17 protein-coding genes and 1 pseudogene are annotated in these 16,914 nt (G+C 70.8%); 12 read left to right on the top strand and 6 right to left on the bottom strand.

The window, feature by feature from the left end:
* The first annotated feature begins 26 nt into the window (after positions 1–26).
* The 4 genes from OG306_RS08900 to OG306_RS08885 all read left to right on the top strand — a co-directional run bounded on the left by OG306_RS08900 (position 27) and on the right by OG306_RS08885 (position 2,676).
* Complete coding sequence (locus OG306_RS08900) at positions 27–719, top strand: winged helix-turn-helix transcriptional regulator (RefSeq protein WP_266745555.1); 693 nt, start codon at positions 27–29, stop codon at positions 717–719.
* Positions 720–947: 228 nt separating this feature from the next.
* Positions 948–1,382, top strand: a complete 435-nt coding sequence (locus OG306_RS08895) for a cupin domain-containing protein (protein ID WP_266752126.1) — start codon at positions 948–950, stop codon at positions 1,380–1,382.
* Positions 1,383–1,541: 159 nt separating this feature from the next.
* On the top strand, positions 1,542–2,021 hold the full coding sequence (locus tag OG306_RS08890) for a hypothetical protein (protein WP_266745554.1): 480 nt from the start codon (positions 1,542–1,544) through the stop codon (positions 2,019–2,021).
* A gap of 7 nt (positions 2,022–2,028) precedes the next feature.
* Positions 2,029–2,676, top strand: a complete 648-nt coding sequence (locus tag OG306_RS08885; RefSeq protein WP_266745553.1) for a uridine kinase — start codon at positions 2,029–2,031, stop codon at positions 2,674–2,676.
* A gap of 31 nt (positions 2,677–2,707) precedes the next feature.
* Here the strand turns inward: OG306_RS08885 and OG306_RS08880 are convergent, their stop codons facing one another.
* Both OG306_RS08880 and OG306_RS08875 read right to left on the bottom strand, forming a co-directional pair.
* Complete coding sequence (locus tag OG306_RS08880) at positions 2,708–3,622, bottom strand: carbohydrate kinase family protein (protein ID WP_266752125.1); 915 nt, start codon at positions 3,620–3,622, stop codon at positions 2,708–2,710.
* 104 nt (positions 3,623–3,726) lie between these two features.
* Positions 3,727–4,710, bottom strand: coding sequence for a pseudouridine-5'-phosphate glycosidase (locus OG306_RS08875; RefSeq protein ID WP_371665224.1), 984 nt, complete (start codon positions 4,708–4,710; stop codon positions 3,727–3,729).
* Between the two features lie 121 nt (positions 4,711–4,831).
* Here OG306_RS08875 and OG306_RS08870 point away from each other — a divergent pair, with 121 nt between their 5' ends.
* Positions 4,832–5,194, top strand: a complete 363-nt coding sequence (locus OG306_RS08870) for a cupin domain-containing protein (protein ID WP_266745551.1) — start codon at positions 4,832–4,834, stop codon at positions 5,192–5,194.
* A gap of 13 nt (positions 5,195–5,207) precedes the next feature.
* Here the strand turns inward: OG306_RS08870 and OG306_RS08865 are convergent, their stop codons facing one another.
* The 3 genes from OG306_RS08865 to OG306_RS08855 form a co-directional block, all read right to left on the bottom strand.
* Complete coding sequence (locus OG306_RS08865) at positions 5,208–6,590, bottom strand: MFS transporter (RefSeq protein WP_266745550.1); 1,383 nt, start codon at positions 6,588–6,590, stop codon at positions 5,208–5,210.
* Positions 6,591–6,707: 117 nt separating this feature from the next.
* Positions 6,708–7,250, bottom strand: a complete 543-nt coding sequence (locus OG306_RS08860; protein ID WP_266745549.1) for a methylated-DNA--[protein]-cysteine S-methyltransferase — start codon at positions 7,248–7,250, stop codon at positions 6,708–6,710.
* 102 nt (positions 7,251–7,352) lie between these two features.
* Positions 7,353–8,300, bottom strand: a complete 948-nt coding sequence (locus tag OG306_RS08855) for a glycerophosphodiester phosphodiesterase (RefSeq protein ID WP_371665223.1) — start codon at positions 8,298–8,300, stop codon at positions 7,353–7,355.
* Between the two features lie 214 nt (positions 8,301–8,514).
* Between OG306_RS08855 and OG306_RS08850 the strand changes: the two genes are divergently transcribed.
* The 5 genes from OG306_RS08850 (at position 8,515) to OG306_RS08830 (ending at position 15,712) form a co-directional block, all read left to right on the top strand.
* Positions 8,515–9,414 carry an MHYT domain-containing protein gene (locus tag OG306_RS08850; protein ID WP_266745547.1) on the top strand — a complete coding sequence of 300 codons (900 nt, stop codon included), beginning with the start codon at positions 8,515–8,517 and terminating at the stop codon, positions 9,412–9,414.
* A 63-nt stretch (positions 9,415–9,477) separates the two neighbouring features.
* The gene (gene uvrB / locus OG306_RS08845; protein ID WP_266745546.1) at positions 9,478–11,613 is read left to right on the top strand and encodes an excinuclease ABC subunit UvrB; all 2,136 of its coding nucleotides are present in this window, start codon (positions 9,478–9,480) and stop codon (positions 11,611–11,613) included.
* Positions 11,614–11,745: 132 nt separating this feature from the next.
* The gene (locus OG306_RS08840) at positions 11,746–12,324 is read left to right on the top strand and encodes a TerD family protein (protein WP_073747806.1); all 579 of its coding nucleotides are present in this window, start codon (positions 11,746–11,748) and stop codon (positions 12,322–12,324) included.
* 178 nt (positions 12,325–12,502) lie between these two features.
* A complete protein-coding gene (locus tag OG306_RS08835; protein ID WP_266745545.1) occupies positions 12,503–14,443 on the top strand; it encodes a TerD family protein in 1,941 nt (646 codons plus the stop codon).
* 264 nt (positions 14,444–14,707) lie between these two features.
* Positions 14,708–15,712 (top strand): TerC family protein, encoded by a 1,005-nt coding sequence (locus tag OG306_RS08830; RefSeq protein ID WP_266745544.1) that lies wholly within the window; start codon positions 14,708–14,710, stop codon positions 15,710–15,712.
* Between the two features lie 120 nt (positions 15,713–15,832).
* Here the strand turns inward: OG306_RS08830 and OG306_RS08825 are convergent.
* Positions 15,833–15,991 (bottom strand): annotated as a pseudogene (locus tag OG306_RS08825) (MBL fold metallo-hydrolase); the annotation flags it as partial.
* A 53-nt stretch (positions 15,992–16,044) separates the two neighbouring features.
* Here OG306_RS08825 and OG306_RS08820 point away from each other — a divergent pair.
* Positions 16,045–16,266, top strand: coding sequence for a helix-turn-helix domain-containing protein (locus tag OG306_RS08820; protein WP_266745543.1), 222 nt, complete (start codon positions 16,045–16,047; stop codon positions 16,264–16,266).
* Positions 16,267–16,449: 183 nt separating this feature from the next.
* A complete protein-coding gene (locus OG306_RS08815) occupies positions 16,450–16,761 on the top strand; it encodes a hypothetical protein (RefSeq protein WP_266745542.1) in 312 nt (103 codons plus the stop codon).
* The last annotated feature ends 153 nt before the right edge of the window (positions 16,762–16,914 follow it).

Below are 16,914 nucleotides of genomic sequence, written 5' to 3'. Positions count from 1 at the left end.
CCAACAACATGTCTAGACTGCGTCGCATGCCACGTCAGCAACAGTCCGCAACCCGCCCGGCCCGCCGCCGGAGTTACGACCAGTTCTGCGCCACCGCACGCTCCCTCGATTCCGTGGGCGACCGATGGACTCTGCTGATCGTCCGTGAACTGCTGGCGGGCCCCCGCCGCTACACCGACCTCCACGCCGACCTGCCGGGCGTCAGTACCGACGTCCTCGCCTCCCGGCTCAAGGACATGGAGCAGGGCGGCCTGGCCACCCGCCGCAGGCTCCCACCGCCCGCCGCGGCCTCGGTGTACGAACTGACGGGGCGCGGTCGCGGACTGCTGCCCGTACTCGCCGCCCTCGCGGAGTGGGGCGCGCCCGCGCTCACCGAGCGGCGGCCCACCGATGCGGTGCGGGCGCACTGGTTCGCGCTTCCGCTGCTGCGCGCGCTGGACGGGCTGACCCATGCCGGAGTCGTCGAAGTCCAGTTGGACGAGGGCGAGTTCCATGTACGCGCCGGTGGTGCGACAGCCGGGGGGGCGGGGGATTCGACGGCTGCCGAGGCGGTCTACGGGGATGGCCCCGCCGACCACGCCGATGCCCGTATCGCCCTTGACGTCGAGGTCTGCCTGGCGCTCGGACGGGGGGAGTTGACGCTCGCCGAGGCCGTCAAGGACGGGCGCATCGAGGTGTCTGGCGACGGGCCGCTCGTCGCCGAACTCCGCGGCGAATGACCGGAACGGCGCGTGGGGCGACCGTCGGACCGCGAGGGTTTCGCGGGTCAACTCGCGGGTAGCGTGGGGGCATTTGACATGACCGGTTCCGGATTTCCGGTCCGGGGTTCCGGTTCGGAACGTCCGGTCCGGGACGCCGAGGCAGAGGAGTCGCACGTGAAGGCCGGAAGACAGCAGGGGAACCGCGGGCAGCACGTACAGCAGGCGCGACCCGCCAAAGTCCTGGGCATGGACGGCTGCGCGGCCGCGCTCGGCTTCGTGCCGTCGGCAGCCGTCGCCACACCCGGCAGCGGTGTGAGTGGCACGGTGCTCGCGAAGGGCACATCGGAGGGGAAGCTGAAGGTGAAGACCCCGAACGGCCGCACCGAGGTGACCTTCCGGACCATCACCGTCGAGCCGGGCGGCTCCACCGGCTGGCACACTCATAGCGGTCAGGTCATCGCCGTCGTCAAGTCCGGGACGCTGACGCGCACTATGGACGACTGCTCGGTCGAGGTGATATCCGCGGGCTCGTCCTTCATCGAGCCGTCCGGGGCCAAGCACCGCCACATCGGACGCAACCTGGGGACCGAACCTGTGGTGATCTGGGCGACGTATCTGCTGCCCGAGGGCAGCGCCCTCTCGGACGACGCCGACGCGGTGGACTGCGGCGCGAAGAAGTAGACCGCGTGACGCGCACCCGCCCACCGCCGCCGGCGCGGCCGTCAGCCGGCGAGCGGTCTCCCCGTATGCCCCGAAGCCGGAGATCACCAGGCCGTCGCGGAAGGTCAGCACCTCACCGACCCGGCCGCCGATCTGGTTGCGATAGTCGATCACCAGGGCATGGACGCTCGCCCGGACGTCCACCACCTCGAACTTCAGCTCGGGGATACGCCCCAGCGCCGCCGCCCATGGCTGCCGCTCTTCTGGCGCGTGGACCTGGAGATCGTGGCGTCATCGGTCGCCCACGTGGCCGGCTACGACCAGGACAACCCCGCGGCGCGCGGCGACGACTGGTCGCGGCCGACGAGCGCCCTGGCCAATGCGGTCGCCGCGACCAAGGCCGTACTGCGCGGGCAGCCGCAGACCGCCCGGGGCCTGCTGGAGCGCGGCTTCCGGCGCATCGACGCCCAGGACCGGGTCACCGGGCAGTGGTTCGCCGACATCCGCCGGCTCGCCGAAGCGGCCGCCGACACTGAACCGGGCCTGCGCCCGCTCGCCGGCCGAGTGGTGCGGCTGGCCCGGAACCACCTGGTGGGGAGCGGCGAGGAGGCACCCCGTCGGCGGGACGGCCGGCGCCCGGGCGAGGGGCCGGGGCGATGATGGTCGGGTGCGATTCGAAGCGATCACCTGGGAACGGCTGGCCGAAGCCTGCGCCGCGCACGCCGACGGTCTGGAGCCGGCCGACGCCGGGCCCTGGCTGAAAGTCGCGGTCGATGGCGCCCCGGCGGCCCGTACCGGGGAGTTGGCCGGGCGGGTCGCGCAGGCGCTGCGGGTCCGGGGGCGTGCGGTGCTGGTGGTGTCCACCGAGGGTTTCCTGCGGCCGGCGAGTCTTCGGTACGAGTACGGCAAGGAGGACCCCGACTCGTACTACGACAGCTGGTTCGACACGGGCGCGCTGTGGCGCGAGGTGTTCGGGCCGCTGGAGGCGGGCGGGAGCGGGCGGGTGCTGCCCGATCTCTGGGATCCGGTGACGGACCGAGCCACGCGTAGTCCGTATCAACACCTGCCCGAGGGCGGTGTGTTGGTGGTGCACGGTCCGTTGTTGCTGGGGCACTGGTTCCCGTTCGACCTGAGCGTCCATCTGCGGTTGTCGTCGGGCGCACTGCGGCGGCGTACCGGGGCGGGCGAGCGCTGGACCCTGCCCGCTTTCGCGCGGTACGAGGACGAGGTGGCGCCCGGCGGACGCGCGGACGCGGTCGTACGGGCCGACGATCCCATGCACCCCGCCTGGACCGGGTGGGGGCGGAGCGGGTAGCGGGCGGGGCCGATCCGGCGAGCCGGGTGCGTCATGGACCGGGGCGGCCCCCCACCGTGGTGACCGCCTCCGCCCCCGACCGGCAGCCCGCCGCCAAGGCCGAGGTGTCGTCCGCCCCCGCGAGGTGCGCCGCGAGGAAGCCACCGGTGAACGCGTCGCCCGCACCCGTCGAGTCCACGGCACCCCGCACCTGAACAGCCGGGATGCGCCGGGTCACCGTGCCCGCGACGGCCAGCAGGACCCCGTCCTCGCCGAGCGTGACGACCACCCGGGGCACCTGAAGGCTCAACTTGGCCGCCGCGTCGGCCGGTTCGGGTAGTCCGGTGAGCAGCCGGGCCTCGTCCGCATTGGGCAGCAGCAGATCCGTGCCCTCCACGGCTGTCAGGAACCGGTCGACGCCCAGCTCGGCGAGGAAGCCGGCCGACGCCGGGTCGACGCTCACCGTGACCCCCCGCCGACGGGCCTCCCGCAGGGCGAGCAGGGCCGTCGCCCGGCTCGTCGCGGCGAAGAGGAGGTATCCGGAGAGATGGAGATGGGCGATGCCGTCGAGCATCGACGGCGACCAGTCGCCGGGGGAGAGACGGAGCACGGCACCGCTGTCGGTGAGGAAGGTGCGCTCGGCGGCGGCATCGACGAGGGCGACGACGGTGGCGGTCGGCACGTCGTCGTCCACGGCCAGCAGACAACGTACCCCTGCCCGTCGGAGCGCGTCACGGTGCCAGACCGCACGGTCGGCGCCGACGCGGGCCAGCAGCCGTACGTCGCGGCAGCCCGAACGCGCCGCCCAGCAGGCGACGTTGGCGCCCGCGCCGCCGGGGAGAGTACGGATCCGGGCCGAGGTGTCGGTACCGTGGACCAGTGCCGTCGCATGCCGGGCCACTACATCGGTGACCACGTCCCCGACGACGAGCAGACCGCCGCCGCTCATCGGCCCGCTGTTGGTCATTGACCCGCTGTCGGTCTTCGGCCTGTCGTCCGCCATTGATCCGCTGTTGGGCATCGGTCCGTCGTCGGCCATCGGCCCGTCACCGGTGATCGGCCTGTCGTCGGTCATTGACCGGCCGCCGGGCTCCGGTGCGATGTCGTGTCCTGCGCGGCGGCGGCCCACGCACCGGAGATCCGCGCGGCAAGCGATACGTTTCCGCGTACGGCTGCCAGATTGGCCTCCAGCGAAGCGCCCCCGGTCCCACGCATCAGCCGGTCCAGCAGGAACGGCGTGACGGCCTGGCCCACGATGCCGCGCTCCCGGCACGCGTCCAGGGCCTCGGCCAGCACGCGGTCATGGAGCGCGGGGTCCAACTGATCGTCCACGGACACGGGGTTGGCGACGATCAGCGCGGAACCGGGACCGCCGAGCGCGTCCTGGGCCCGCATCACCTCCGCGACCTCCTCGGGCGTCCGTACGGTCCAGTCGACCGGTTCGCCCGAGCTGTTCAGGTAGAAGCCGGGAAAACGGTCGGTGCCGTAACCGAGCACGCCGACACCGAGCGTCTCCAGGCGCTGCAACGTCGCGGGAACGTCCAGGATCGACTTCACCCCCGCGCACACCACGGTGATGCCGGTCCGCGCGAGGAGCCGGAGGTCCGCGGACTCGTCCTGGGTCTCCGTCCAGCCCCGGTGTACGCCGCCGAGACCGCCGGTCGCGAAGACGCGCAGGCCCGCGTGCGCGGCCAGGAACGCCGTCGCGGACACGGTCGTCGCCCCGCTCGCGCCCGCCGCCAGAGCCGGTGCGAGGCCCCGGTGGCCCAGCTTCCGGATCGCCGGGTCGGTGGCAACCCGCTCCAACTGGTCCTTGTCCAGGCCGATGTGGGCCCGTCCGTCGAGTACGGCGATCGTGGCGGGCACCGCGCCCGCGGACCGTACGAGTTCTTCGAGCTCCTCGGCGACCCGCAGATTGCGTGGGCGCGGCAGGCCGTGGGCGATGATCGTCGACTCCAGAGCCACGACGGGGTGGTGCGTGGCGAGGGCCGCCCGTACCTCGGTGGAGAGGACGGGGGCGCAGGAATGTGCGCTGTGCGACGCATTCAATGACATGTCCACATCTCTGTCGCGGGCGCGCCGGCCTCAAACGTGCTGCGGGACTACTCGTCTTCTGTGCATGTTCTCCCGGTCCTGGTGCCGAGTCGCTCCGGAGCGGTCGCTAGGGTGACCAGCCATGACCACATTCGATCAAGCTCCCGCCTCGTTCACCGTGCACATTCCGGCCGCCGAACTCGAACCGGAACCGCTCGACCCGGCACAGATCGTCTCGGGCGACCCCGTGGTGACCGGCAAGGTGCTCTGGGAGTCGCCCGACGGCAAGCAGGTGCGCGGGATCTGGCAGATCACTCCCGGAGTGGTCACCGACACCGAGGCCAATGAGCTGTTCGTCGTCGTCAGCGGGCGCGCGACCGTGGCCGTCGAGGGCGGGGCGACGCTGGAGATCGGGCCGGGGGACGCCTGCGTACTGCGCGAGGGCGACCGTACGACGTGGACCGTGCATGAGACGCTGCGCAAGGCGTACCACATCAGCCTGTGAAGCCTCGGCAGCCTCAGACGTCGTCGGAGGAGGGGGCAGCAGGTGCCCCGGGTGCAGCCGCTGCCGGCGCCGTATCCGGGGCTGCTGTCTCGGCGTGTGCCGCGGGCCGGGTGAGTGCCCGGCGCAGGGCGAGCGCCGCCATGGGCAGCAGCAGACATGCGCCGACCACGTTCAGCCAGCCGTAGCTCGCCCGGGCGACGATCACTCCGGCGATCACGCCGCCGATGCCCGCTGCCGTGTTCATGGTCAGATCCGACAGACCCTGCACGGCGGCGCGGGCGGGCTGCGGCACGGAGTCGGTGAGCAGCGCCGAACCCGCTACCAGCCCGGCCGACCAGCCCAGTCCGAGCACGAAGAGACCGGCCGCCGTCTGCCCGTGACTGGCGCCCGCCGTGCCGGCCAGAAGTGCGGCGCAGGAGAGCAACCCGACCGCCAGGCCGATCACGGTGAGCGGGCCGAACCGGTCGGACAGCCGGCCCATTACCGGGGAGAACGCGTACATACCCGCGATGTGGCCGCTGATGACCAGGCCGATCAGCTGGAGCCCGGCGCCGTGATGGCCCATATCGACGGGGGTCATCACCATGATCGAGACCATCGCGGTGTGCGAGACGGCCACCGTCACCAGCGCCAGCCGCGCCATCGGGGACGCCCGGACCGCCGCGATACCGGCACGCAGCGAACGGCCTGCGGGGGACTCGCTTTCCTGCGGCGCCAGCGCCCGCGCGGTGAGCAGCGGATCCGGCCGCAGCAGCGCCCAGACCACCAGGGCGGCCAGCAGAAAGATCCCGGCCGCGAAGAAGAACGGACCCGCCTGTTCGGATATCGCGGTGCCGCGGAAGACATGTCCCACCGGGGCCGCGATGTTCGGCCCCAGAACCGAACCGATCGTCGTGGCCCAGATGACGGTGGAGATCGCCCGGCCGCGCCGGTCGGGCTCGACCAGATCCGCGGCGGCGAACCGGGCCTGCAGATTGGCCGAGGAGCCGGCACCGAACCCGGCCATGCCGAGCAGCAGCAGCGGGAAACTCTCCACGACGGTGGCCAGGACCACGAGCCCCGCGCCGAGCGCACCGATCAGATACGCCAGTACGAGACCGGGGCGCCGTCCCCGTGAGATCATCAACGCGGCCAGCGGCAGTGAGAACAGCGCCGTACCGGTCACCGACGCGGTCGGGGCCAGACCGGACAGCGCCTCGGAACCGCTCACCTCCGTGGCCAGGACCGGGGCCAGGGCGATACCGATGGGCACGCCGAGGCCGCCGAGTATCTGGCTGGCCACGAGCACCGCGGACGTTCTGCGCCGCAGTCCGGGCAGTTCGTCCGCCGTGACCGGGCCGGCGCCGGGAAGGCCGGACCCGGTGGGGGTGTCAGGTGAGTCGAAGGTGTTGGTCACTGACGCAGTGTGCCAGCCCGTACACGGGTACGAATCCGGGTTCGGTCCGGGCGGGGCCACGGAAGGGCCACGGCAGGGCTTCGGATCGGGAAGGATCAGCCCTCCCCGCAACCCGAATCAGAACAGCGGCTGTGGCAGCACACCCTCCAGAGCCAGCAGCTTCCGCTTGGTTTCGAGGCCCCCGCCGAACCCGCCGAGTCCGCCGTCGCTCTCCACCACCCGGTGGCACGGCACCACTACCGGCAGCGGATTGGAGCCCATGGCCGCCCCGACCGCCTGCGCGGCCCCCGGCTGCCCCACGCGCTCGGCCAGGTCCCCGTATCCGGCGACCGCCCCGTAGGGCACCCCCGTGGCCAGCTCGCGGAGCACCTGGCGGTTGAAACCGGATGCCAGCGACCAGTCCAGGTCCAGCGTGAACTCCCGCAACGAGCCCGCGAAATACTCCGCGAGCTGGCGTATCGGCTCGGCGAGCCGTGCGGAGCCGGGATTCTCCACCGGCTCCGCACCCAGTCGCGTCCGCAACTGCCCGACCGCCTTCTCCCTGACCTCGGGACGGGCATGGAAGACCACGCTCACCAGCCCCGCATCGGTCGCGGCCAGCAGCAGCGGGCCGATGCCGCTCTCGACGACGGCCCACTCGACAACCCCGTTGCTGTTCATGGAAACCACCGTACGGCCGACCACTGACAACGGGCCACGGAGCCGGGGCAACGGGCTGCGGAGCCGGGGGAAACGGGCTGCGGAGCCGGGGTGGCCGAGCTGTCAGCCCATGGCCTCGCGCACCACATCAGGGGTGTTGGTGATGATCCCGTCGACCCCGAAGCCCGCCACCTTCGCGGCGGTCACCGCGTCGTTGACCGTCCAGGTGCTGACCCGGAGCTTCTTGCCGTGTGCGCCCTTCAGCGCATGTACCGCCTTCACGTAGTCGGCGGAGATCGACGTGTATGAGGGATTGATGTGGTCGGTGAACGCCGCGTACGAGGGCAGATCGACCACCGCCGGGGTACCGAGGAAGCCGGTCGTGACGTCCGGACACTGCTCGTACACCTTCTTCACGCTGTCCGCGCCGAAGCTCTGGATGACGAGCCGGTGCTTGACGTGATTGCGGTCGAGCCACCCCTTCCGGCTCAGCACCCGCAGGGTCTCCTTCTCGATGCCCGGATAGATCTCCGGGCTCTTGATCTCCAGCAGCAGATTCTGGTCGTTGCGCTCGATCCGGTCCAGGTACTGATTGAGGGTGGGCACCCGGGTACCGGCGAACTGCGGACCGAACCAGCTGCCCGCGTCCAGCCGGGCGATCTCGGCGGCCGTGAAGTCCTTGACCGCCCACGGCGCGCGGTCCGGGAAGACCTCCTCGACGTCGGTGGTCCGCTTCAGATCGGTGTCGTGCACGACCACCAGCACACCGTCCTTGGTGAACTGGACATCGTTCTCCACCCAGTCGAAGCCGAGGGCGTCGGCCTTGTCGACGGCCGCCAGGGTGTTCTCCGGCGCATAGGCCGAAGCGCCCCGGTGGGCGAAGACGACCGGAGCGTCCGGCTTCGTGTCCTCGGTCCGGGCACTCACGGTCCGGATGCTTGTCGTGCCGGTGTGCCCGGCCGTGACCGTGCTCGTGGTCCGCGTATCAGTGCTCGACATCAGGAGGGCGCCGACGCCCATGAGGGCGGTGGCAGCGACGGCGGCGGTGGCGGTGGCGGTACGTGCGTACACGTGTACTCCTCGCGTCAGAGTTACGGACGGGCCGAGAGTGGCAGTCGTCCCCCAACGGGGGACAGGCGAATGATGGCCACAACGCGAACGCCGCTCCTGAGACCGGGTCACGGACCGATTTCCGTGTCGATAAAATGCAGCTCTTCTGTTTGTCTGCCGGGCCTCGCGCCTTAGGGTCACCTCGAACCCGGGCTTCCGCGAAGGGCGTACGAGCATGCAGGGCACGATCGACGGTTTCAGCTACGGAATGGTGACGCCCGTCGCGGCCTTCCTCATGGCCTGCCTCGGCGCAGCCCTCGGGCTGCGCTGCACGACTCGTTCGCTGCGCACCGAGCGTTCCTTCAAGGCCGGCTGGCTGGCCCTCGGCGCGACCTCCATCGGCTCCGGAATCTGGACGATGCACTTCGTCGCGATGATGGGGTTCTCCGTCGAAGGGGTGGTCATCGACTACGACAAGCCGATCACCTTCGCCAGTCTCGCGGTCGCGATCGGCATGGTCGCCATCGGCATCTTCATCGTCGGGTACCGGGGCGCCACCCGCATGGCACTGGTGACGGGCGGCACGATCACCGGGCTCGGCGTGGCCACCATGCACTATCTGGGTATGGCCGGAATGCGTCTTCCGGGGCAGTTCGAGTACGACACGGTCACCGTGACCCTCTCCGTGGTCATCGCCGTGGTGGCCGCCACGACCGCGCTCTGGGCGGCCGTCTCCATCCACGGCTTCCTGCCCAGCCTCGGCGCGAGTGCCGTGATGGGCGTCGCGGTGAGCGGCATGCACTACACCGGAATGGCCGCGCTCAGCGTCCACCTGCATCCCGGTGCCCTCGTCGGCGCCGGTTCGGACGACGGGCCGACCGCCCCCCTCGTACCGCTGATGATCGGCCCCGGCTGCTTCCTGCTGCTGGCCGCGGTGGTCGTGATGTTCGACCCCCTGATGGTGATGGGCACCCCGGACTGGGACGACCCCAAGGCCCTGAACGGGGCCGGACGCCGCCCCGGAATCCCGGCCCCCCGGCCGGTCCCGCGGCAGGTCCCCAGGTTCGGAACACATGCCGATCCGGCGTCGTTCCACTCCAGGCCCCGCGACCCCGCGCCGCCAGGGGAATGGTGACCCCCGGACCGGCACCACGGCCGGCCGGGCCCGGTTGTCAGTGGTGGGTCGTACGGTGGTTGCATGCGGCCCGTTTCGAAGATCGAACGTTCGGTGGCGCCTTTCGAGGTCGTCAGTCCCTACCAGCCCAGCGGCGACCAGCCCGCGGCCATCGCCGAGCTGGAGCGTCGCATCCGTGCGGATGAGAAGGACGTCGTCCTGCTCGGTGCGACCGGCACCGGCAAGTCGGCGACCACCGCCTGGATGATCGAGAAGCTGCAGCGCCCCACCCTCGTCATGGCGCCGAACAAAACGCTCGCGGCCCAGCTGGCGAACGAGTTCCGCGAGCTGCTGCCCAACAACGCCGTCGAGTACTTCGTCTCGTACTACGACTACTACCAGCCCGAGGCGTACGTCCCGCAGTCGGACACCTACATCGAGAAGGACTCCTCGATCAACGAGGAGGTCGAACGGCTGCGCCACTCCGCGACGAATTCGCTGCTCACCCGGCGCGACGTCATCGTGGTCGCCTCCGTCTCCTGCATCTACGGCCTCGGTACGCCCCAGGAGTACGTGGACCGGATGGTCCAGCTCAAGGTCGGTGACGAGATCGACCGCGACCAGCTGCTGCGCCGCTTCGTCGAGATCCAGTACAGCCGCAACGACCTCGCGTTCACCCGCGGCACGTTCCGGGTCCGCGGCGACACCATCGAGATCTTCCCGGTCTACGAGGAGCTCGCCGTCCGCATCGAGATGTTCGGTGACGAGATCGAGGCGCTCTCCACCCTCCACCCGCTCACCGGCGAGGTCATCAGCGAGGACCAGTCCCTCCACGTCTTCCCCGCCAGCCACTACGTCGCCGGCCCCGAGCGCATGGAGAAGGCGGTCAACGGCATCGAGCAGGAGCTGGAGCAGCGCCTCGCCGAGCTGGAGAAGCAGGGCAAGATGCTGGAGGCCCAGCGGCTGCGGATGCGCACCACGTACGACATCGAGATGCTCCGGCAGATCGGCACCTGCTCCGGCGTGGAGAACTACTCGATGCACTTCGACGGCCGCTCACCCGGCACCGCCCCCAACACCCTCCTCGACTACTTCCCCGAGGACTTCCTCCTCGTCCTCGACGAGTCGCATGTCACCGTCCCGCAGATCGGCGCCATGTACGAGGGCGACGCCTCCCGTAAGCGGACCCTCGTCGACCACGGCTTCCGGCTCCCCTCCGCGCTCGACAACCGCCCGCTGAAGTGGGAGGAGTTCCTGGGCCGGATCAACCAGACCGTCTATCTTTCCGCCACGCCCGGAAAGTACGAGCTGTCCAGGGGGGACGGCTTCGTGGAGCAGATCATCCGCCCCACCGGCCTCGTCGACCCGGAAGTCGTCGTCAAGCCCACCGAGGGCCAGATCGACGACCTGGTGCACGAGATCCGCACGCGCGCCGAGAAGGACGAGCGGGTTCTCGTCACCACCCTCACCAAGAAGATGGCCGAGGACCTCACCGACTACTTCCTGGAGCTCGGCATCCAGGTCCGCTATCTGCACAGCGACGTCGACACCCTGCGCCGCATCGAGCTGCTGCGCGAGCTGCGCTCCGGCGAGTACGACGTACTGGTCGGCATCAACCTCCTGCGCGAGGGCCTCGACCTGCCCGAGGTGTCGCTCGTCGCCATCCTCGACGCGGACAAGCAGGGCTTCCTCCGCTCGGGGACGTCCCTGATCCAGACCATCGGGCGCGCCGCCCGTAACGTCTCGGGACAGGTCCACATGTACGCCGACAAGATCACCCCGGCGATGGCGCAGGCCATCGACGAGACGAACCGCCGCCGCGAGAAGCAGATCGCCTACAACACCGAGCGTGGCCTCGACCCGCAACCGCTGCGCAAGAAGATCAACGACATCGTCGCCACGATCGCCCGGGAGGAGGTCGACACCGAGCAGCTGCTCGGCAGCGGCTACCGCCAGGCGAAGGGTGCCAAGGCCCCCGTTCCCACGCTGGGCGTCAAGACGGCAGGCGCGAAGACGGCCGGCGCCAAGAAGGCCGGAGGCAAGGGCGCGGTGGTCACCGACCGGCCCGCGGCCGAACTCGCCGGAATCATCGAGGAGATGACCGACCGGATGCGGGCGGCCGCCGCGGACCTGCAGTTCGAGGTGGCGGCCCGACTGCGCGACGAGGTCGGTGAGTTGAAGAAGGAGTTGCGCCAGATGAGGGAGGCGGGTCTCGCCTGACCCCGTCGCGTCGGGTGTGTTGCAGGACCGACACAAAAACGCCCCAAGCGGCCGCGCCCCCGGCGCGACTGCGTAGGGTGCTGGGAAAACCGCGCACGGACGGATGCGGGGCAAGCGGAGAGGGGACAGCGCGTGACGGTCAATATGACCAAGGGTCAGGCCATCAGCCTGCAGAAGAGCGACGGGGGGACCCTGACCGCGGTGCGGATGGGGCTCGGCTGGCAGGCGGCGCCGCGCCGTGGTCTGTTCGGTTCGCGTACGCGGGAGATCGACCTCGACGCGTCGGCGGTGCTGTTCGCCGACAAGCAGCCGGTCGACGTGGTCTTCTTCCGCCACCTCGTCAGTGACGACGGCTCGGTCAAGCACACCGGGGACAACCTGGTCGGCGGCGCCGGTTCCGGCGGCGACGACGAGGCGATCCTCGTCGACCTGCAGCGGGTGCCGGTCCACATCGACCAGATCGTCTTCACGGTGAACTCCTTCACCGGGCAGACGTTCCAGGAGGTGCAGAACGCCTTCTGCCGCATCGTCGACGAGACCAACGGCCAGGAGCTCGCCCGCTACACGCTGGACGGCGGCGGGCAGTACACCGCCCAGATCATGGCGAAGGTGCACCGTTCGGGGAACGGATGGCAGATGACCGCCCTCGGCAACCCGGCCAACGGTCGCACCTTCCAGGACCTGATGCCGGCGATCCTGCCGCACCTGTAGGCACGGCCCGACCGGCCGGTCGACATCGGCACGCGCAGCTCCCGGCGGCATCGGCCGCCGGGAGCTGCACCACATGGCACCGGTCCACATGGCACCGGTCCATACGGCGCCGGACCGCATGACGCCGCATCGCGCGGCACCGCTTGATGCAGCAGCAACTCACCGAGGGGACAGGGCAATGACGGCCGAGCTGGTCCGGGGGCAGAACCACACCTTGCCCCAGACCCGTCTGGAGATCCGGGTATCGGCCGGTACGCCCGTCGTGGCCGGTGCCACGCTCGGCGACGAGAACGGCACGGTACGCGGCACCGAGTGGATCGCCCACCCGGGATCGCCCCAGCTGCCCGGGCTCGAAGTGTCCCGACAGCCCGCCGCCGACCACCGGCTCGCCGTGGACCTCGACGCGCTGCCCGACCCGGTGCACCGGGTCACCGTGCTGCTGGCCCTGCCCACGGGCGCCGACTGCCCGGTCCGGTTCGGCGCGGTCGCCGCGCCGTACGTCGCCGTCACCGGGCTCGACGGCACCGAGATCGCCACCTTCACCCTCACCGGCCTGGACACCGAGTCCGCGGTCACCGCCCTGGAGCTCTACCGCCGCCAGGGCGCCTGGAAGGTCCGTGCCGTCGGCCAGGGCTACGCGGCCGGACTCGCCGCCATGCTCGCCGACCAGGGGCTGCCCCAGGCGGCCGAGCTGGCCCACACGATCCAGGACGCGGTCGCTCGCGCGACGGCCCGCTCGGTCGCCCCGCCCCCGCCGCGCACCCCGGACACCGACCGCGTCGGTCACGGCACGGGCCCGGACCGCCCCCGGCCACCCGTCGCACCACCGACGGCCGCCCAGTCACCCGAACAGCTCACCGAACCCACCGCCCCGCCGTCGGCGGCCACGGCAGGCCGCCCCATCAACTACGCGCACCCGCGCCGCCAGGCCACCGCGCCCCCGCCGCCGCCCCCCACCGCGCCACCCGCCGAGCCGGGCCGCCCCGCACAGCCCGTCGCCGGGGACGCGACCGGCTGGTCGATGGACGAGCGCCTCTACAACCAGATCTGGGGCATGTTCGAGGACCTGGCCCGCACCACCGCCGCGTACCGCAGCGCCGTCGACTTCGCCGAGTCCCGCATGGACCAGGAACTCGACCGGGCTCTGTCCGACCCGCGCAACCGGATCGGCGGCGCCGGTGACCGGGCCCGCGAACAGGCCCGGGCCAAGCGCGACGAGCTGACCGCCCGGGCCCGCGAGGCCCTCGACCGCGACCTCGCCCAGCTCGCCGCCGAGTCCGCCGTCGTCGAACCCGCGCTCCCCGCCGCGTTCGCGGGGTGGGACAACCCCGTCTGGCACGCCTACCGCGTCCCGATGGAGATCCCCATGGCGCTGCGCATCGGCGAGCTCCATCTGCCCGAGAGCCCGCAGCTGCGCATCCCGTTGCTGGTCCGGCTGCCGCTGGAGCGGGGCATCTGGGTCGACAGCGGCCGTAGGGCGTCCGAGGCCGCGGCCCTCATGGATACGGCTCAGCTGCGCCGCCTCGCCATGGACAACGCCGTCGCGCACGCGGCCCGGCTGCTGGCCGTGTACCCGGCCGACGAGTTCTCCGTCCATGTCATCGACCCCGCGGGCTCGGCGGCCGGAGCGCTCGCGCCGCTGGCCGAAGCCGGAGCCCTCGCCGGGCCGCCCGCCGCCGGAGCCGGGGGCGTGGCCTCGGTCCTCGCCCGGCTCACTCGGCGCGTCGACCTGGTGCAGATGGCGATACGGGCCGGCGCCGCGGATTCGCTTCCGCCGGACCTGGACACGGGCGAGCAGCTGCTGATCGTCAACGACTTCCCGCACGGCTTCGACGATCGGGCCGTCACCCAGCTCCGATACCTCGCCGACGAGGGACCCTCGGTCGGCGTCCATCTGCTGATGGTCGCGGACCGGGAGGACGCCAGCGCGTACGGACCGGTGCTCGACCCGCTGTGGCGCTCGCTGCTCCGGATCACCCCGGTCGCCGACGACCACCTGGCCGATCCCTGGGTGGGCCACGCGTGGACGTACGAGCCACTGAGGATGCCACCCGGGAGCCGGGTCCTCGCACAGGTGCTCGCCAGGGTGGCCGCGGCCCGCCGCCCCCGGCGAGCCTGAGCGGCGAAGCCGGCGGCAACCGAACCTCACCCACCTGACCAGCTCTTTTGAAAGATCTTTACCCTAGCCTTTACCTTTCCTTGGTAATCCCTGTACTGTTCTTTGGGCGGAGGGGAGTACTCCCATACGCGGCGTTCCCGTCAGTACGGACTGTGACCGGTCCCGGGGCGCCGGCCCGTGGTGCGCAGCCCGTGCGCCCGGGTGGAAGAGACCTCCGGCAGCGACGACGCTGATCAGTAGCCGTAGCGAACTGCCGGAGGCGCAGTGGACGTTTCATGGACCCTCTGGGCGCTGACCATTCTTGGTCTGTCAGCCCTTATTGCCGTCGACTTCTTCATCGGGCGCAAACCCCATGACGTGACGACCAAGGAAGCCGGAATCTGGACGATCATCTGGATCGCACTGGCCGCGCTCTTCGGACTCGGCCTGCTGGTCTTCGGTGAGAGTCAGGCATCGGGCGAGTTCTTCGCCGGTTTCATCACCGAGAAGTCGCTCAGTGTCGACAACCTCTTCGTCTTCGTCCTGATCATGGCGAAGTTCTCGGTCCCCTCCCACCTTCAGCAACGGGTACTGCTCGTGGGCGTGCTGATCGCGCTGGTCCTGCGAGGGATCTTCATCGCCGCCGGTGCGGCCGTCATCGCCAACTTCTCGTGGGTCTTCTACATCTTCGGCGCGTTCCTGATCTACACCGCCTGGAAGCTCATCCAGGAGGCGCGGGCCGACGAGGAAGAGGAGGAGTTCGAGGAGAACCGTCTCCTCAAGACGATCGAACGCCGCTTCGGGGTCGCCGACCGGTACCACGGCACCAAGCTCTTCATCCGTAACAACGGCAAGCGCGTCCTGACGCCGCTGATGATCGTCATGCTCGCCATAGGCACCACCGACGTACTGTTCGCGCTGGACTCCATCCCCGCGATCTTCGGCCTGACCCAGGACCCGTACATCGTCTTCACGGCCAACGCCTTCGCCCTGATGGGGCTGCGACAGCTGTACTTCCTGATCGGCGGCCTGCTGAAGAAGCTGGTCCACCTCGGCTACGGCCTCTCGGCCATCCTCGGTTTCATCGGCGTGAAGCTGGTGCTGCACGCACTCCACGAGTCCGGAGTGCACGTCCCCGAGATTTCCATCCCGGTCTCGCTCGGCGTCATCTGCGGCGTTCTGGTGATCACCACGATCACCAGCCTCGTGGCCAACAAGAAGCAGGAGCGGGCCGAGGCGGTCGCGGAAGCGGACAAGGCCGCGGACGAGGGCTCCAGCGTCGACGCCTGACCGACCGTTCCCCGTCGGCCGTCCGGCACGACGGGAACCAGCACCGGCCGGGGTGCGCAACTGTCCGTTGCCCGCCCCGGCCGGTGTCCGTACGCGTGGAGAGTGTCTTCGCGGCCGCCGTCACCAGCCGCGGGCGCGCCACTGCGGCAGCTGCGGACGCTCGTCGCCGAGCGTGGTGTCGTGGCCGTGGCCCGGATAGACCCAGGTCTCGTCGGGCAACTGGTCGAAAAGCTTGGCCTCCACATCGCGGAGCAGGCTCGCGAAGGCCTCGGGGTCCTTGCTCTCCGCTGCAGCCCGTTGCACCCGCGCACAATCAAACGAAGGAGATCGCCATGGACACCGCCGACGACGGTCCCGAGTGGTTGACCCGGGCACAGGTGGCCGCCGCCCTCCAGGTCCACGTGGTCACCGTCTCGCGATGGATCAGCACCGACCCGCAGATGCGCGTCCGCCGCCTGGGACCGAACGGCCACCGCGTCCGTATCCACCGCTCCGAGGTCGAACGGCGGCTGACCGTCCCGACCCCCCAGCAGGACACCACCGCGACCGCCTGACCGGTCGCGCACGCACCACCCCGAGGCGATGCCGGCCACCGCGCCGCCGCCCGGGCGCGCCGCTGGTTTTGGGCCGGGCGCCAGTACGAACACCGGGACGTCCCCTACGCCCGCCGCACCGTCGCCCCTGTCCGCTGCCGGCTCTGCGGCACCGCCGAGGGCCCGCTACGGTTCGACATCCACGTGACCGGCCACCTGTGCCCGCCCTGCTGGACGCTCCAGCCGCGCGGCTCCAGTACCTGGGTACGCGCCGCGTCGGCTGTCGCCGCCCGTCTCCAGCTCGGCGGCCACTGGACCGAGAGCGGATTCCGTCAGGGGCGGCTGCAGGACGTCGCACGCCGGCACCGCATCACCGCGTGGCACGACGCCCCCGGTGGGGCCCCCGCGCCCGACGTCCCGTTCGGGTGGCTCCCCGCCCAAGCCTTCGACCGGGCGGCCGTCGAGCTGGAGCAGCGGGAAGACGAGTTCAACCGGTCCCGCGTCATGCCCGCCTGACACCACGGCGGGCAGCACCCGGCCACCGGGGAAGATGCCCGCCCTCGCCCCACTCCCCTGAAGGGACAACCCCGATGCCCGCCCTCACCTCGCCCGCGTTGGGCCTGCCGGGTGCTGTCTGCCCATGGGGGTCGGGGCCTGGCGCGTTTCGGG

Origin of the sequence: Streptomyces sp. NBC_01241, from assembly GCF_041435435.1 — a bacterium.
Taxonomy (GTDB): Bacteria; Actinomycetota; Actinomycetes; order Streptomycetales; family Streptomycetaceae; genus Streptomyces.
This window is presented reverse-complemented; position numbering and strand designations above follow the sequence as displayed.

What these genes read in the sequence shown, in the direction of transcription:
- uvrB (WP_266745546.1), top strand. Translation starts at nt 9,478, where the DNA reads ATGCGGCCCGTTTCGAAGATCGAACGTTCGGTGGCGCCTTTCGAGGTC.
- OG306_RS08875 (WP_371665224.1), bottom strand. Translation starts at nt 4,710, where the DNA reads ATGTCATTGAATGCGTCGCACAGCGCACATTCCTGCGCCCCCGTCCTC.
- OG306_RS08820 (WP_266745543.1), top strand. Translation starts at nt 16,045, where the DNA reads ATGGACACCGCCGACGACGGTCCCGAGTGGTTGACCCGGGCACAGGTG.
- OG306_RS08880 (WP_266752125.1), bottom strand. Translation starts at nt 3,622, where the DNA reads ATGACCAACAGCGGGCCGATGAGCGGCGGCGGTCTGCTCGTCGTCGGG.
- OG306_RS08890 (WP_266745554.1), top strand. Translation starts at nt 1,542, where the DNA reads ATGGACGCTCGCCCGGACGTCCACCACCTCGAACTTCAGCTCGGGGAT.
- OG306_RS08835 (WP_266745545.1), top strand. Translation starts at nt 12,503, where the DNA reads ATGACGGCCGAGCTGGTCCGGGGGCAGAACCACACCTTGCCCCAGACC.
- OG306_RS08860 (WP_266745549.1), bottom strand. Translation starts at nt 7,250, where the DNA reads ATGAACAGCAACGGGGTTGTCGAGTGGGCCGTCGTCGAGAGCGGCATC.
- OG306_RS08900 (WP_266745555.1), top strand. Translation starts at nt 27, where the DNA reads ATGCCACGTCAGCAACAGTCCGCAACCCGCCCGGCCCGCCGCCGGAGT.
- OG306_RS08870 (WP_266745551.1), top strand. Translation starts at nt 4,832, where the DNA reads ATGACCACATTCGATCAAGCTCCCGCCTCGTTCACCGTGCACATTCCG.
- OG306_RS08895 (WP_266752126.1), top strand. Translation starts at nt 948, where the DNA reads ATGGACGGCTGCGCGGCCGCGCTCGGCTTCGTGCCGTCGGCAGCCGTC.
- OG306_RS08850 (WP_266745547.1), top strand. Translation starts at nt 8,515, where the DNA reads ATGCAGGGCACGATCGACGGTTTCAGCTACGGAATGGTGACGCCCGTC.